This window comes from Streptomyces sp. NPDC006458 (assembly GCF_040612135.1).
GTDB lineage: Bacteria > Actinomycetota > Actinomycetes > Streptomycetales > Streptomycetaceae > Streptomyces.
Genome location: NZ_JBEXPR010000001.1, coordinates 600,360 through 613,310, shown reverse-complemented (window position 1 = coordinate 613,310; position 12,951 = coordinate 600,360). Strand labels below are relative to the sequence as shown.

Genomic DNA, 12,951 nt, shown 5'->3' with positions numbered 1-12,951 from the left:
TCAGTTCTCCTTCGAGTTGGTGCGGCGGTCGATGGCTTCGATCCAGGCGACGGCTACGGCGGCGACCTGGACGAGTTCGGCGCGCAGTTTGGCCGGGTCGCGCTCGCCATTGGCTTCGGCCACCTCCTCGGCGAGGACGTCGGACCAGGTGCCGTATCCGGAGCCGAAGGCGCTCTGGCACCAGCGGCGGGCGGCGTCGGCGGCCTCCTGCTGGCTCTTGTTGCCGGTGCCGTCGGGGTGGTTCTGCTCTCCGAACTTCTCGTCCTGGCGGGCGCGTTCGGCGAGGACCTCGCGGAGGACGCGGTATGTGGTGTTCGGGTTGTCGGTCACTCGGGCTCCGTGGGGAGGGTGGGCTGGATGGGGATGGCGGTCTGGTCGGGGTGAACGGGGCCCGTCGTGACGGGCTTGACGGGTGTCAGCGCGGGTCGGTGACGGGGCGTCGGCTTGGGGATGAGGCCGAGCTTCTGGCCGCAGATCGGGCCGTAGCCGCGGGCCTTTGACTCCTTCGTGCGGAGCTGGTGCGGGCAGTAGCAGCACTTCATCGGCGCTTCCTTCTGCGGTGGGCGTCGAGGCTGGTCACTCCGGCCGGGAGGGCGCCGGGGAGGGCCAGTTGCTGGATGCGGGCGGGGCAGGTGGCGACGTGCGGCATGTAGAGCCGCTCCCAGCCGTTCAGCGGGAGGTCCTCGCTGGGGCGGCGGGACCGTACGGCGCCGGTCCCGTCGCGCCAGACCGCCGCGTTCCCGGCGGGGTCCGGGTCGGGGTCGACGGCGAGGCGTCGCCCGGCCTCGGTGGTGGTCCACAGCACGGGGCGGCGGCAGTCTCTGCACGGGATGGGTCTCATGGAGTGGTGGTGGTCGGGGTGGCGGCCGCGCTGATGCGGGCCTGGTGGGCGTTGGGGGTGAGGGTGCAGGGCTGGCCGGCGGGGGCTTGGCAGATGCGCTCAGGGCAGCGGGTTGACATGACCCTGATCCAGTCCGCCTGGCGGGTGGTGTGCACGTCCCGGCGGCGGTCGACGTTTCCGCGCTGGTTGGTGCACAGCTCGCCGACCCGGGCACGGCACCAGCTGCACTGCACGGCCATGGCGGCAAACCGGTACGGCCTGCGCTGCTGAGGGATTGCCGTCATGACGCCACGGCCTCCTGCTCCTGGTCGTCGCGGGTGAGGGCAAGAGCGGCGGCGGCCGCGGCCTTGATGCGGGCCTCCGCCTGGTCGTGGTCGAGGAGCGGGAGGCCAGCGGCCGTCCGCTTGGTGTCCTCCAGACGGACGGGGTGGACGTCCTGGCGGCGGCGGCCAGCGGTGGTGCAGCTGCTGCCGGGGGCGGCGCCGCACCGTCGGCAGGGCCGTGAGCGGGGGTCCGTGGAGCTGTCGCGTCCGGCAGGCATCCTGCCGATCGCGGCGCGGGCGGCGGCTGCTCGGCCCTCGTACGGGTCGTGATCGGCGCCTGGGGGCAGTGCGAGGCGCTCGGCGGTCCCGAGAGACCCGGCGATGCTGCTGGGGCCTGTGAGGCCGTCTCCAGCGGCGCGGATGATCTCCCGGATGTTCGCGGCGGACTCGGCGCCAGTCTCCAGGGGATCGCCGTCGTACACGATGTTCGCCAGCTCGATGCGCTCGGAGCGGCGGGCCTTGATCTCGGTGATCACGTCGGCGGGAGCTACGAAGGGCTGCTGGCTGGCGACGACGATGACGGCGGCCCGGGCCTCGTCGAGGCTGTACGGGGCGAACAGTTCGCCCCAGACGTCGGGGGTGAACTCACCGATGCGTTGCGCGGGGCAGGCCGCGGCGACGTACTCAAGCAGCAGGACTGCTTCGTCCTGGGTCACTGGCCTTGTCCTTCCTGAGCGGCGGTGCGGGCGGCGATGCGGGCACGGGCGCGGTCGAAGACGGTCGTGCCGGTCGCTTGGTCGTAGAGGGAGTTCGCGGCCTGGGGGCCCGGGCGGGCGCCAGTCGGGGCCGCGGCGGCATTCATGACCTCGTTCACGACGCTGGGGAGCGTCGACGGGTGAAGGCCCTTGCGCATCCAGTGCGCGATGCCGCGACGGATGTGGTCGGGGTGGATCCGGTCCTCATCGAGGAGGACCCGGATCTCTCTGGAGAGCTGGCCGACAACGCGGGACGGAGGGCGCTCGGAGCATCTGTCCAGCCACTCGCTGACGATCGTCTGGGCGGTGACGGATGCTTCCGGAGCCTCGGCCGGAACGTCGTCGGCAGGCTCTCCCGCGAGAACCTCGTCTTGCGCGTCTTCTGTGTCACCGGGGGTGGGTGTGGCGGCGGGACCGGAAGCGTCTGCCTGGCCCGCGAACGGTTCCTGATGGTTCCCCTGGTGGTTAATGACGGTTAGGGGGGCACTGAGTGCGTGACGTTCGGACTCTGAGTGTGTGACGTCACGCATCGAGAGTGCGTGACTCGCGGACTCTGGGTGCGTGACATCCCCCTCTGTCACGTCGTCTGAGTGCGTGACAGTCACGGACTCTCCATGCGTGACCGTCACGTCCTCAGACGACGTGACGCGCTTCGCCCGGGCCCTGCGCTGACGCTCCGCAGCCTGCTTCTTCGCGTCCTCGGCCTCGGCCTCCAGCTCCGCCCAGTCGAACTCCGGCCGCTGGAGCTGCATCTGGAGCCGCCACCTCTTGCGCCCCTGCACGGTGCCGTGCTGCCGGATCAGGCCGCCGGCCTCCAGGCGACGCAGTGCGCGCTGGACGGTCCGCTCGTCGAAACCCGTCCGGTACTGGATCCGCAGTACCGAGGGATGGCTGTTGGAACCGTCGGAGCGGGCGTGCTCGGCCAGGACCTGGAGGACGTGCCGCGCCGTGCTGTCCGGCCGACCCTTGTCGGTCCGCAGCATCGGGGCGTCGTCCATCGCCCAGGTCACGGCCTCGGTGCTCACTCGCTCCTCATTCGGTGGGTGGGGTGGTGGCCGGTGGCCCCGCGGCCGGACTCATCCGCAGGGCCACCGGTGCTCATCGGCCGGCCGCGATCTGGGTGGAGCCGGTGTGGCGGTACTGCCCGGCGCCGCGGGCGTTGGCGGCCCGGCACGCCTCATCGACGGACTCTCCGTTCCGCAAGTGCCGCTGGTACGCGGCGCGGGTGCCACAGCGGGCGAGCCCGGTCCCGCGCGGGCGCCCCGTCGGCTTCGGCTTCGCCTTCGGGGGCTCGTCGGCTGCGGCCGCGACCGGAGCCTTCCGCTGCTTGTCGATCTCCCAACGCTGGGCACCGGTGAGGCCTGCGACGATGCCGGTCCGGAAGGTCTTGGCGACATCGGCCTCCCGGGTGAGGGCCGACTCCAGGCACTCAGGCCGCACCGGGCAGTCCCGGCAGGTCTGCCGGGCCAGGCCGAGCGTCCGCGGCGAGAAGAAGACGTCGGGGTCCAGGGGCCGGCAAGCGGCCATCAGTTCCCACTCTCGATCCATGACGGGACCTCCGTACGGTCGTTCTTGATCAAACGAATTGCGGCTGGTAGCGGCTACATGACGGGGGTCGCTGACGCCCGTCATCGGGGCACCCTGGTGATCTGCGGGGCGCCGATGTACGTGCCGTGTTGTCGGTAGTGGCGGTCTGCCGCCCGCATGCCGGCCATGCAGAAGTCGCAGGGCGGTTCCATCCGTGCGGCGTGCCAGCGGTAGCCGCGCCTTGTCCCGCGGCGGTGCCCGCACTTGCGGTTCCCCGGGCGGGCGAGGTGAGGGCTCGCGGGAGCGATCTCACCGGGGAACCATTCCCTCAGCGTCGATACGCTCAGGCCGACCCGGCTGACGATCTTCGAGTACGGCACCTTGGCGTCGAGCATCACGCGGGCCGCGTACCAGGCTTCTTCCGACGCCAGAGTCCATCCGTGACGCTGCCCGTTCATCGCCCGCTCGATGGCGATCAGGTCGAGGGAGACCAAGCCGTCCGGGCTGGCGAGCCACACGGTCGGCAGGATCATGCCAGGGACGGAGATCCACTGGCGCATGCCGGTCACTCGCTCACCGCCGTCACGGTGGATACCCACGCCAGCGCGGTGTCGTCGAGCTGCTCGCGCGCCCGGGTCACCGCGACGTAAGCGAGGCGGGCCTCCTCGCGGGGCAGGATGACGAGCCCCGTGCGCTGGTCGGGCTTCGGCGCCCGGAAGTCCGCGTGGATGCGGACCGCTGGCCACTCGCGTCCCTTCGACTTGTGCGCGGTGGAGACGATCAGCTCAGCCTGCCCTTCGGAGACCAGGCCGTCCGCGGCCGTGACAATCCTGGCGGGCCCATGCTCGTCGACCAGCTTGACGAGGACCTTCAGGGAGCCGTCCTCCTCGGCCGCGTACTGACGGACGTCGTCCCAGGAGGTGAAACCCATCAGCTCGGGGTGATCCGTGGGGCGGCCGCCCTGGAGCGCTTCCGCTGCCCAGGCGAGCTGCTTGATGGCGGAGCCGCCTCCGACCAGCGCGACCTTGCGGCCAGCCGCGAGGCCTTCCAGCACGATGCCCATGGCACCGGCGTTGGAGCGGCAGAGGATCGCGTCCGGGGCGTCGAGCGGGCCGACGGAGGAGTCGGCAGACTCCCATCCCGTGAGGCGGAGCGGCGCGTCGATGAGTCGCAGCCAGACGTTGGCGCGGGACGCGATGGCCGGGCCGAACCGGAACGACTGGCTGAGCGTCAGCTCGGGGCAGCCGAGTTCACGGACGAAGCGCTCCAGGGCGTCGTTGGCGCCGCGCCAGCTGTAGATCTGCTGGGCGGAGTCGCCGACAGCGATGCGCTGGGCGTGCTCCTGGTGCAGGAGGACCGCGGCCAAGACGTCGTTGGTGTCCTGTGCCTCGTCGAGGAGAACCACGTCCGTGGGGATGGTGGGCTTCGAGAGGGCCCACATTTTGAGGTAGTGGTCGTGGTTCAGGTTGAGGACGCTGTCGTCCTCCTTGAGGTCCTCCCAGGCCGCGCGCGCGACCGGCAGCACGAGCTTCTCCAGCTCTCCGCGGGGGTTCCTCTTCGTGAGGCCGTCGTAGTGCGGGATGTGGTGGGCGGTGATCTCGTGATCGGCGCTGTGGCAGTACCGCTCGATGGTGTCGAGCGCCGCCCGCATGATGACCTTCGACGTCATGGCCTTCGGTTGGCCGAGGTCGGTCCGGACCGTTGGGGTCGCGCCGATGATCCCGAGGATCGAGCGGACGTCGAGGGCCTGGGCGGCCTGGTGGGCGGTCTGCCGAGGACGCTGGAGCCGCTCGCCGTACTTCGGGTCGAAGGCGAGGCCGTGGCCGGTCTTAGCCATGACGTTGGACGGGAAGGAGCGGCGGGCGTCGGCCGCGATGCTGGAGTTGTAGGCGACGTAGGTCATCCGGCGCCGACGGTCGCTGCCCGCGATCAGCTTCAGCGTTGAGGACTTCCCGCAGCCTGCGCCGGCCTGGAGGGCGAGGTCGAGCCCGTCGCCGTACGAGTCGACCGCGTCGGCCTGCTCTGGGGTGGGGTTCACCACTGTGGTGCACCTCCTCTCTGGGGTGCGGGACCGCCCCGGCGTGGGGACGGGGCGGGCCCGCGGTCAGTGGTGAATCAGACGGATGCGAGGGCTTCGGTCTCCAGGCCCTGGACCATGTCGGCGAACTCGGCCGCCGCGGTCTGCCCGCGCTCGCCGAAGGCCGTGAGCGTGTCGAGCAGTTCCTGCGCCTCGCCCTTCGTCAGCTCGTTCGCCGAGCCGATCTGGCGGCCGATGATCAGCGAGGTCGCGCGGAGCCGCTGGTCGCGGGAGTCCTTGTGGGCGAGACCGACCTTGGTGAAGCAGGCGTGCATCATGCGCATCTGCGGCGCGCTGACGGGTTCCGAGCCCTGGTCCTGTTCGGCGGACGGCGGTGCCTGGCGGACGGCCGGGGCGGAGGCCTCCGCGTCGGCCAGCGAATGCGCCGGCGGTCCGGTGTACTCGCCCCCGCTCAGTTGTCCGGTGGCCTGCGGCGAGGGGGGCGTGACGCCCGTCGTGACGGGCTTGACGGCCTGCCCGTACTCCTTGATGACGTCCCCGAGCTTCGCGGGCTCGCCGGTCTTCGGGTGCAGGAGATCGGCACCGAGGAGGCGTCGGCTGTTGGCCTGGCCGTGAAGCTCCAGGGCTCGGTCGTACGTCAGGCCCTCGCGGACCAGTTCATCCACGATGGACTGCACGGGGTCGACGCCTTGGCCGAGCTGCTCCAGGATCGCCTCGGCGAAGTCCTCGCCCGGGTGGTGGACACACGCCCCGTCCAGCGCGGTGTACCTGGTCTTGGTGACGGTGCCCGTGCCCTCGACCATGTCGATCACGACGTCGACTTCGTACTCGGCGCCCTCGCGCTGGACCGTTTTGACGCCCAGCTTCTTGACCTTGCCGCCGCTCAGCTCGTAGTCGTTCTTCGTCCGCATGGTGACGATGACGTGGCCAGGGAAGCCGAGCAGGGCGTCCAGCATGTCCTGCTCCATACGGTTGACCGGGTCCCAGGCGGAGAACTTCCCGCCGCTGATCTTCTTCCCCTCCTCCTCGACGCGGGCGAGGAGGCCGCCCTTGCCTGCCCAGAAGTGAGACCAGCTGTCGATGATGAGGACGGCGATCCGCGCCTCGATGGCGGCGTCGACCGCGGCAATCAGGTTCTCCGGCGAGCAGAACGCCATGGGCAGGTGAGCGAAGGTGTGCGCCTCGATGTCCGGACGCCCGGGAACCGGCGCGTACTTGAGGGCGGAGCCGCGCTCTGTGTCAACGACGCCGATCTGTCCGCCCTTGGCGAGGGCCTCGGCCATGCGGAGAGCGGTCTTGGTCTTGCCGGAGCCGCCAGGGCCCTGGAGGGCGATTCGCGCCTTGGCGGTCTCGCGGGTCGCCGGGGCGAAGGTGAAAGTGGTCATGACGTGCTCCGGTTGTCGCGCGGGTTCGGGATGATGGGCCGGTAGGGGGCGGCGGCAAGGTGCCGGAAGGCGGCCACGATTCGCATCGAGGCGCCGTACGTCACGCGCTTCTTCCGGAAGGTGCCGTTCGTGTCGGCCTCGGTGCGCCGGTACTGGCCGTCGAGCTGCTTCTCGACGGCGTCCGCCAGCTCGGTGCCGAACTCCTCGCGGAGGGCGGCGAGCAGCTGCGAGGCCTCGCCGGGGCGAAGGGGCCGGCCGCTGGTGAGGGCCTCGTATGCCGTGCTGTACGCGGTCACTGGTCCTCACCGCCAACGAACGCAGCGACCTCCGACCAACGGGTGGCGACAGCCCGTAGAAGGGAGCGCTCCTGGTCCATGGCGGTCGTCGCCGCGTCCCACAGGTCGACGTCGCGCAGGGCCCAGATCTCCGCCTCGATCAGCTCGTCGAGCATGGTCGGGTTGAGCGCGTCGAGCTCCCAGCTGCTGTAGCCGTGCTCGCGGATGTATCCCGACGCCCGACTGTCCGTGAGCTTGGCCGGGTTGGGCGGCGGGTTGTGCTCGCGGACCTGGTCCATGTTCAGCGCGATCCGCCGGACCGTGACGTCTGCCTCGAAAAGGCGCATGCGCTCCTCGATGTCCCGGGTCATGTCCACCCCGGACGGGTCGTGGTCACCGAGGTGGATGATCACGGGCTTCTGTCCTGCACTCTGGTAGCGCCGCATCCGCTGCGCGGCCCCCCACAGCTCGGACTGTGAGGTGTAGCCGCGGCAGGAGAAAAAGTCGACGTCGTATCGCTGGCAGACGTTGGCGATGACGCCGACGAGGGCGTCCTTCTCGATCCAGACCTCGATCCGGTGCGGCTGGTCCGCCCAACGCTCGGTCCTGTAGCCGGAGGCTGCGGACCTGATGACCTCGTGCGGGGTCTCCCAGTGCGAGAGGCCTCGGAGGTTGCGGGTGCGGTCGACGATGTAGTCCCAGTCGAGTTCCCCCGCCAGGCGCGCGTCGTTGATGATGCCGCCGAGCCGCTTGTACTCGGTCTGCTTGTTCGCGATCACGTCGCGGGCGACGAACTGGTAGTAGAGCTGTCGCAGGGTCAGGTCGAAGCCCTGAGAGGCGTACTCGCGGCAGATCTGCTCTGCCATGTCGATCAGACGCTGGTGTGTCGGCGTGAAGGTCTTCGGGACGTAGGTCCTACGCATCGCCGCCCTCCCGCAGGGCCTGGGTGGGGGTGAAGGTGCGCGTCAGCCTGTCGCTGCCGACCGGGACTGGAAGGGCACCGAGCTCGCGCACGGCGGCCCGCAGGTCCGTGATCGACGTACCGCCCGTCATGACGGGCGTGGTCTGGGGTGACGGGGTGCCAGTGACGGGCGTCAGCGGACCCGACAGACGCGCGATGTTCGCCAGCGTGCAGCGCTCCGGCCGCCCGTCCAGCGACAGCAGCGGCATCCCGTCCGCCGTCCGCTCACCCTGGTAGAACCAGACATCCCCCTTCGCGTCCTGCTGCGGGCGGGCGAGGTCGTACACGATTCCCTCGAACTCGAACGGCTCGCGCGCCACCTCCTGCGCGAGCGCGCGGGCCTGCGGCAGGTGGTAGGCCAGAACCGACACGCGGACGCCGTCTCGGAAGCCCTGCCCGCCCACCATGTAGGGCAGCGGACGTTCCTGGTCGTGCCGGATCCCGAAGTACCGGCGCCACTCGGCCCAGCGCGACTGATCCGTGATGTGCAGCGACACGAGGATCCGGTCACCGTCGATCTGGATGTTCTGGAGATCAGCGTGCTCACCGATGGCTCGCTCGATGCTGGCTGCGGCCTGGCGCGCGCGCTCGCACGACGCATCCCAGGCGAGCGCCTGCTGCTCCAGCTCGGTCAGCTCGGTCTGCGGGTGCTCGCGGCTCCATCCGCCGTCAGGCGTCCGGCGCAGCAGTGTGGCGGAAAGCCGCTCTGGGGGAGTGCTGTTGTTGTTCACGCTGCGACCCCCTGCGCGACGAGGGACTGGCGCATGCCGGCCAGTGCACGGAACGCCAGGGTCTTGACGGCTCCGGGGTGCCGCCCCATGCGGGATGCGACCTCCGGGTACGTCAGGTGCTCCAGGTAGCGCAGCTGGAGGCACTCCCGCTGGTGGGGCGTGAGGGTGCTGAGCGCAGCGCTGATCTGGGCGGCCGCGTCCGCACTGGCCAACGCTCGCAACGCCTCGGCCTCGGCGCTCTCGATGGACGGTGGGGTGAGCTCGAAGAAGTCTCCGACCGGCATCTCCCTGGTGGTGGAGGAACGTCGGCCGTTGTCGATGCTCAAGTTCCGCGCGATGGTCATCAGCCAGGCCGGGAAGCCTCCGCCGATGCCCTCGCTGAAGGTGCCGATCCGGCGCAGGGCCCGGACGAAGGTGTCCTGGGTGAGGTCCTCAGCGGTCTCGGCGGTGCAGCCTCGGCGGCGCAGGTAGAGGTACACAGCGGGTCGGTGCTCGTTGTACAGAGCGGCGAAGGCGTCGCGGTCGCCCGCGCTCGCCTTGGCCACCAGGGAGGCGGTGGTGGGGCCTCCCAAGGGACTGATCTTGGCGTTAGCCTGGGAAGACACAGCCAGATCTCCTTTGCAGTAGGGGTTTTCGGTTTGTGCTGAGGGCCGCTCCGGGTCGCATCCGGGGTGGCCCTCGTCGCGTCAGGCCGGCTTCGCGAACGGCTCGACGGCCGTGCGCTCGGCCTCACGGCGGAGGTCGTCGAAGGTGAAGGTGATCCGGCCGCCGTCGTTGTGGTGGTGGATCTTGCGCTCATAGCAGCGCTGCTTGAGCACTCGCGCGCTGCGGTAAGGCAGCAGCTGCTTGGCGACAACCTCCTCCGGCGACCACCGGCGGAACTCAGCGCCTTCGCTGGCCGCGGCCTGGCGCTGTGCAGCGCTGGCGGCCAGTAGGCGCTTCAACTTCGTGTGGTGCCTGCGCGTGGCCTTTCTCCCGGTCACGGCGTCTCCTCGAAAATCAGCAGGTCAAGGGGGGTGTCGAGCACCGTGGCGACCTTCTGGACCCGGGCCTCCGCCGTCGTCCGGATCTGGCCACGCTCCAGCCGGGAGAGCCAGCCTCTATTGAGGCCGGTCAGCTCCTCCACCTGGCGAATGCTCAGATTCCGAGCGATGCGGAAGGCGCGAATTGCTTGTCCATGGGGTCTCACGCATTCGATCTAAGCGCACTCTGACTACCGATGCAAGCACTCTCACGCTCTAGATGCTTGGATTCCAAGCATCTAGAGCGTGAGGAAGGCGCACTCAGGGGGCGCGTGATGCAACCGCGATGGGACAACGCGCCTAAAGTGCGCAGGTCAATACGCTGAATCTGCTCTGTCTGCATGCAACCCTGTGGGGCATCATGGGAGGCATGGATCAGGACTTCGCACGGCTAGGTGAGCAACTGAAGGTGGCTCGCCTGCGGAGACGACCCCGTCTCTCGCAGGAGGACGCAGCAGAAACACTGGGCGTGGGGCGCAGTACCGTCCAGAAGATGGAGAGCGCGAAGGTCTCCCAAGTGACGCCCACGACCGTGCGGGCCTACGCGCGCCTGCTCGGCTGGACCGACGACTCCGTGGGCCGGGTGACCGCCGGCGGGGACCCGATCTCGGCGACTGACGAGCCCCAGCCGCACCTGCATGCCGTACCTGAGCTCAACCTTCCGCCCGCCGTCGAGTACGAGCTGAGGTCAGGCAAGGTGCTCGATTCCCAGGTGTTCAACCTCGGGCCGGACGAAGCGGATGGACAGATCATCGTCGTCCTCCAGGGCAAGAAGGACGCCACGCCGGAGGAAGTGGAACGCATCGCCGCGAAGTACCGCCGAGCGCGACGACACCTCCAAGGGATCGCCAGTGAGCCCAACGAGGTTGCAGAGTCATAGGTATGTTTTTGCAGGCCATTGATATTGAGGCACTGCGTGTGGTTGCATGCACAGACCGTCACCGAGAGGGGGGCACCGCTCGGCGGAACGGAGCCTTCCATGCAGGACCTGCGCATCGAAGTGGAGCGCGTACCGGCTGATCAGTGGTTCGCGCCCTACATCGAAGATCACGAGTGGGGGTGCACCTTCTACTTCTACTCGGACGACATCACGGCCGAGGGCGCTGAGGCATTCGCCAGCGTCTTCACACAGCAAGCACTGCGGTGGAAGCCGCGTACACCAGACGCACCGCGAGGGCCCCGCATCCCCATCTGGATGGAGACGGACCCGGACATGGAGCGCGGGTGCGCGATCGTCGTCGACGACCAGCCGACCCACATCAGGTACATCGTCCGCGAGGGCCTGATCAAGCAGCGGTCCGCCGACGCGATCACCCGCCACCAATCCGAGCGTTCACCGGACTGGGAGCGCAGGCCTGCGCGGTACATAGCGCGCCTCCGGGCCGTCTGACCCCAGCCGGAACTCCAGGCAGGGGATCACACGTGGCGTATGCCGAGAAGGTCTACAAAGTCAGGAACGGGAAGAAGACGGCCCAGTTCACCTGGCGATGCAAGTACAAGGCACCCCCAGGACACCAGCCGCCGTGGCTGACCGAGTCCGGGTTCCCCACAAAGAAGACGGCCGAAGAGTGGGGTGCCGAGCAGGAGGCCGCGATCCGGGCGGGGACCTGGATCGACCCGACGAAGCTCCGCATGCCGTTCGGCAAGTGGGTGGACATCTGGAAGACGTCGGTCCGCAAGCGGCCTCGGACGCACAGCAGCCGGGCCTACCTCCTGGACAAGCTGCTGCTGCCCGAGTGGGAGCACAAGCCGCTCATGGAGGTGAACAACGTCTTCAACGTGCAGGCGTGGGCGACGCGGGTGTCGAAGCCTCTCGGGCCTCACGACCCCAACACCGTGGCGCAGGCCCGCAGCCTGCTGAGCACGATCCTCTCTGGGGCCGAGGACGCCGGATGCATCCCGACGAACAAGCTCTTCGGCCGGCGCATCCTCGTCGGCGCAGACCACGTCGACGAGGAGGACCAGGAAGAGGTGTGGGCGCAGCCTGATGAGGCGCATCGCCTGCACCAGCGCTTCGGCGGCGTACAGGGACTCATGGTGCTTACGGACTGCTACCTCGGCCTCCGCTGGGGCGAGCTCACCGGTCTCCACAAGGACAACTGCCTGCTGAAGCGGATCGACAAGATCGACGGGAAGGCGGTCGTGCGGCATGTGATCCGGGTCGATCCCCGGGTGGGTGCCTTGCACGAGGACCCGATCGAGTTGGACGAGGAAGGGCTCGCGGCCTGGCACAAGGCTGAGGACGCCCGGCTTGAGATGTGCCGCGCGAAGGGATGGAAAGCCAACCGGCGGAAGGCCCCCAAGAGCCAGCTCAAGGTGTACCTGGGGCCGCCGAAGAACAAGTACAGCAGCCGAGAGGTCGACGTGCCCGAGTTCCTGGCGCGGATGATCGGCGACCACATCGAGACATGGCCGCATGACCACCCGTTCACGACACCGTCCGGGACCTGGTGGCTGCGGGGCAACTTCTCCCGCGACCTGCGGCCAGTGGCTGATGGGCGGGAGGCGATTCCGCGGAAGCGCGGGTATGCCGGCCGGGAGGGCTGGGAGCCGATCCTGCCCGGGTTCACGATGCGTGGGGCGCGGCACACCGCGGACACGTGGATGAAGGAGGACAGGGTCGACCGGGCCCTTCGGTTCGCCTCGCTGGGGTGGGTTCCGAAGGACATCGAGGGGACGTACGAGCACATCACGCCCGAGATGCGCAGGCACCGGCTGGAGGCTCTGACGGCTCGCTGGCGGCGTGGACGCCGTGTGACGCTGCGAAGCGTGGCGTGACGACTCTCGGGAGTTGATCTCCCGAATATCCCCTAAACGATCTACAGAGGCCCCCCGCGGATCATGCGGGGGGCCTCTGGCCTGTGTGGGCGCGGACGGTTTCGAACCGCCGACATCCTGCTTGTAAGGCAGGCGCTCTACCCCTGAGCTACGCACCCGAGGACGAGTCGACAGCCTACATGGCCGGGGGGAGTGCCCCGCAAACCCTTATCGCGCGCCCCTGAGCGCCCCCGAGAGGGTGCGGGGGAAAACCCCACCACGGATCCGGGAGCAGCCCGGATCCTCCGGCCTCCGCCCGGCCCGTACGGTCGGGGGTGTCGCACGGGCCGCCGGGTCCGGCGCAGTCGTCTTCCGGGAAGACCAGGGGGAATCGTC

The 12,951-nt window shown here is 69.3% G+C and carries 19 protein-coding genes and 1 tRNA gene; 3 read left to right on the top strand and 17 right to left on the bottom strand.

From position 1 onward, the window contains the following. The 16 genes from ABZZ79_RS02920 to ABZZ79_RS02845 form a co-directional block, all read right to left on the bottom strand. On the bottom strand, nt 1-330 hold the full coding sequence (locus ABZZ79_RS02920) for a hypothetical protein (RefSeq protein ID WP_356685734.1): 330 nt from the start codon (nt 328-330) through the stop codon (nt 1-3). Continuing rightward, nucleotides 327-542: a DUF6011 domain-containing protein gene (locus ABZZ79_RS02915; RefSeq protein ID WP_356685732.1), complete on the bottom strand. Its 216-nt coding sequence runs from the start codon at nt 540-542 to the stop codon at nt 327-329. The genes ABZZ79_RS02920 and ABZZ79_RS02915 overlap by 4 nt, the downstream gene beginning before the upstream one ends. Continuing rightward, entirely contained in the window at nt 539-841 is a 303-nt protein-coding gene (locus ABZZ79_RS02910) for a hypothetical protein (RefSeq protein WP_356685730.1), read from the bottom strand. The genes ABZZ79_RS02915 and ABZZ79_RS02910 overlap by 4 nt, the downstream gene beginning before the upstream one ends. Further along, on the bottom strand, nt 838-1,125 hold the full coding sequence (locus tag ABZZ79_RS02905) for a hypothetical protein (RefSeq protein ID WP_356685729.1): 288 nt from the start codon (nt 1,123-1,125) through the stop codon (nt 838-840). Before ABZZ79_RS02905 ends, ABZZ79_RS02910 begins: the two co-directional genes overlap by 4 nt. Beyond that, a complete protein-coding gene (locus tag ABZZ79_RS02900) occupies nt 1,122-1,820 on the bottom strand; it encodes a hypothetical protein (protein ID WP_356685728.1) in 699 nt (232 codons plus the stop codon). Before ABZZ79_RS02900 ends, ABZZ79_RS02905 begins: the two co-directional genes overlap by 4 nt. Continuing rightward, entirely contained in the window at nt 1,817-2,884 is a 1,068-nt protein-coding gene (locus tag ABZZ79_RS02895; protein ID WP_356685726.1) for a helix-turn-helix domain-containing protein, read from the bottom strand. The genes ABZZ79_RS02900 and ABZZ79_RS02895 overlap by 4 nt, the downstream gene beginning before the upstream one ends. A 73-nt stretch (nt 2,885-2,957) precedes the next feature. Continuing rightward, nucleotides 2,958-3,407, bottom strand: a complete 450-nt coding sequence (locus tag ABZZ79_RS02890) for a WhiB family transcriptional regulator (protein WP_356685725.1) — start codon at nt 3,405-3,407, stop codon at nt 2,958-2,960. A gap of 80 nt (nt 3,408-3,487) precedes the next feature. Beyond that, a complete protein-coding gene (locus tag ABZZ79_RS02885) occupies nt 3,488-3,919 on the bottom strand; it encodes a hypothetical protein (protein ID WP_356685723.1) in 432 nt (143 codons plus the stop codon). A 32-nt stretch (nt 3,920-3,951) separates the two neighbouring features. Then, nucleotides 3,952-5,424: a UvrD-helicase domain-containing protein gene (locus ABZZ79_RS02880; RefSeq protein WP_356685721.1), complete on the bottom strand. Its 1,473-nt coding sequence runs from the start codon at nt 5,422-5,424 to the stop codon at nt 3,952-3,954. 77 nt (nt 5,425-5,501) lie between these two features. Beyond that, nucleotides 5,502-6,809 carry an ATP-binding protein gene (locus ABZZ79_RS02875; RefSeq protein WP_356685719.1) on the bottom strand — a complete coding sequence of 436 codons (1,308 nt, stop codon included), beginning with the start codon at nt 6,807-6,809 and terminating at the stop codon, nt 5,502-5,504. Continuing rightward, entirely contained in the window at nt 6,806-7,105 is a 300-nt protein-coding gene (locus tag ABZZ79_RS02870) for a hypothetical protein (protein WP_356685717.1), read from the bottom strand. Before ABZZ79_RS02870 ends, ABZZ79_RS02875 begins: the two co-directional genes overlap by 4 nt. After that, entirely contained in the window at nt 7,102-8,007 is a 906-nt protein-coding gene (locus ABZZ79_RS02865) for a hypothetical protein (RefSeq protein ID WP_356685715.1), read from the bottom strand. Before ABZZ79_RS02865 ends, ABZZ79_RS02870 begins: the two co-directional genes overlap by 4 nt. Continuing rightward, nucleotides 8,000-8,776, bottom strand: a complete 777-nt coding sequence (locus tag ABZZ79_RS02860) for a BN159_2729 family protein (protein WP_356685713.1) — start codon at nt 8,774-8,776, stop codon at nt 8,000-8,002. Before ABZZ79_RS02860 ends, ABZZ79_RS02865 begins: the two co-directional genes overlap by 8 nt. Beyond that, complete coding sequence (locus tag ABZZ79_RS02855; protein ID WP_356685711.1) at nt 8,773-9,381, bottom strand: RNA polymerase sigma factor; 609 nt, start codon at nt 9,379-9,381, stop codon at nt 8,773-8,775. Before ABZZ79_RS02855 ends, ABZZ79_RS02860 begins: the two co-directional genes overlap by 4 nt. An 81-nt stretch (nt 9,382-9,462) precedes the next feature. Further along, nucleotides 9,463-9,759 (bottom strand): hypothetical protein, encoded by a 297-nt coding sequence (locus ABZZ79_RS02850; RefSeq protein WP_356685709.1) that lies wholly within the window; start codon nt 9,757-9,759, stop codon nt 9,463-9,465. Further along, nucleotides 9,756-9,965: a helix-turn-helix transcriptional regulator gene (locus tag ABZZ79_RS02845; protein ID WP_356685707.1), complete on the bottom strand. Its 210-nt coding sequence runs from the start codon at nt 9,963-9,965 to the stop codon at nt 9,756-9,758. The genes ABZZ79_RS02850 and ABZZ79_RS02845 overlap by 4 nt, the downstream gene beginning before the upstream one ends. Before the next feature lie 203 nt (nt 9,966-10,168). Here ABZZ79_RS02845 and ABZZ79_RS02840 point away from each other — a divergent pair, with 203 nt between their 5' ends. The 3 genes from ABZZ79_RS02840 to ABZZ79_RS02830 all read left to right on the top strand — a co-directional run bounded on the left by ABZZ79_RS02840 (nt 10,169) and on the right by ABZZ79_RS02830 (nt 12,576). After that, the gene (locus tag ABZZ79_RS02840) at nt 10,169-10,678 is read left to right on the top strand and encodes a helix-turn-helix transcriptional regulator (RefSeq protein ID WP_356685705.1); all 510 of its coding nucleotides are present in this window, start codon (nt 10,169-10,171) and stop codon (nt 10,676-10,678) included. 99 nt (nt 10,679-10,777) lie between these two features. Continuing rightward, the gene (locus ABZZ79_RS02835; RefSeq protein WP_356685703.1) at nt 10,778-11,188 is read left to right on the top strand and encodes a hypothetical protein; all 411 of its coding nucleotides are present in this window, start codon (nt 10,778-10,780) and stop codon (nt 11,186-11,188) included. A 32-nt stretch (nt 11,189-11,220) separates the two neighbouring features. Further along, on the top strand, nt 11,221-12,576 hold the full coding sequence (locus ABZZ79_RS02830; RefSeq protein ID WP_356685701.1) for a hypothetical protein: 1,356 nt from the start codon (nt 11,221-11,223) through the stop codon (nt 12,574-12,576). A gap of 86 nt (nt 12,577-12,662) precedes the next feature. Here the strand turns inward: ABZZ79_RS02830 and ABZZ79_RS02825 are convergent. Next, nucleotides 12,663-12,734, bottom strand: a tRNA-Val gene (locus ABZZ79_RS02825). Nucleotides 12,735-12,951 lie beyond the last annotated feature (217 nt).

Excerpts from the sequence above, each read along its gene's own strand:
- ABZZ79_RS02910 (WP_356685730.1), bottom strand. The coding sequence starts at position 841 with ATGAGACCCATCCCGTGCAGAGACTGCCGCCGCCCCGTGCTGTGGACC.
- ABZZ79_RS02840 (WP_356685705.1), top strand. The coding sequence starts at position 10,169 with ATGGATCAGGACTTCGCACGGCTAGGTGAGCAACTGAAGGTGGCTCGC.
- ABZZ79_RS02835 (WP_356685703.1), top strand. The coding sequence starts at position 10,778 with ATGCAGGACCTGCGCATCGAAGTGGAGCGCGTACCGGCTGATCAGTGG.
- ABZZ79_RS02875 (WP_356685719.1), bottom strand. The coding sequence starts at position 6,809 with ATGACCACTTTCACCTTCGCCCCGGCGACCCGCGAGACCGCCAAGGCG.
- ABZZ79_RS02885 (WP_356685723.1), bottom strand. The coding sequence starts at position 3,919 with ATGATCCTGCCGACCGTGTGGCTCGCCAGCCCGGACGGCTTGGTCTCC.
- ABZZ79_RS02865 (WP_356685715.1), bottom strand. The coding sequence starts at position 8,007 with ATGCGTAGGACCTACGTCCCGAAGACCTTCACGCCGACACACCAGCGT.
- ABZZ79_RS02915 (WP_356685732.1), bottom strand. The coding sequence starts at position 542 with ATGAAGTGCTGCTACTGCCCGCACCAGCTCCGCACGAAGGAGTCAAAG.
- ABZZ79_RS02890 (WP_356685725.1), bottom strand. The coding sequence starts at position 3,407 with ATGGATCGAGAGTGGGAACTGATGGCCGCTTGCCGGCCCCTGGACCCC.
- ABZZ79_RS02905 (WP_356685729.1), bottom strand. The coding sequence starts at position 1,125 with ATGACGGCAATCCCTCAGCAGCGCAGGCCGTACCGGTTTGCCGCCATG.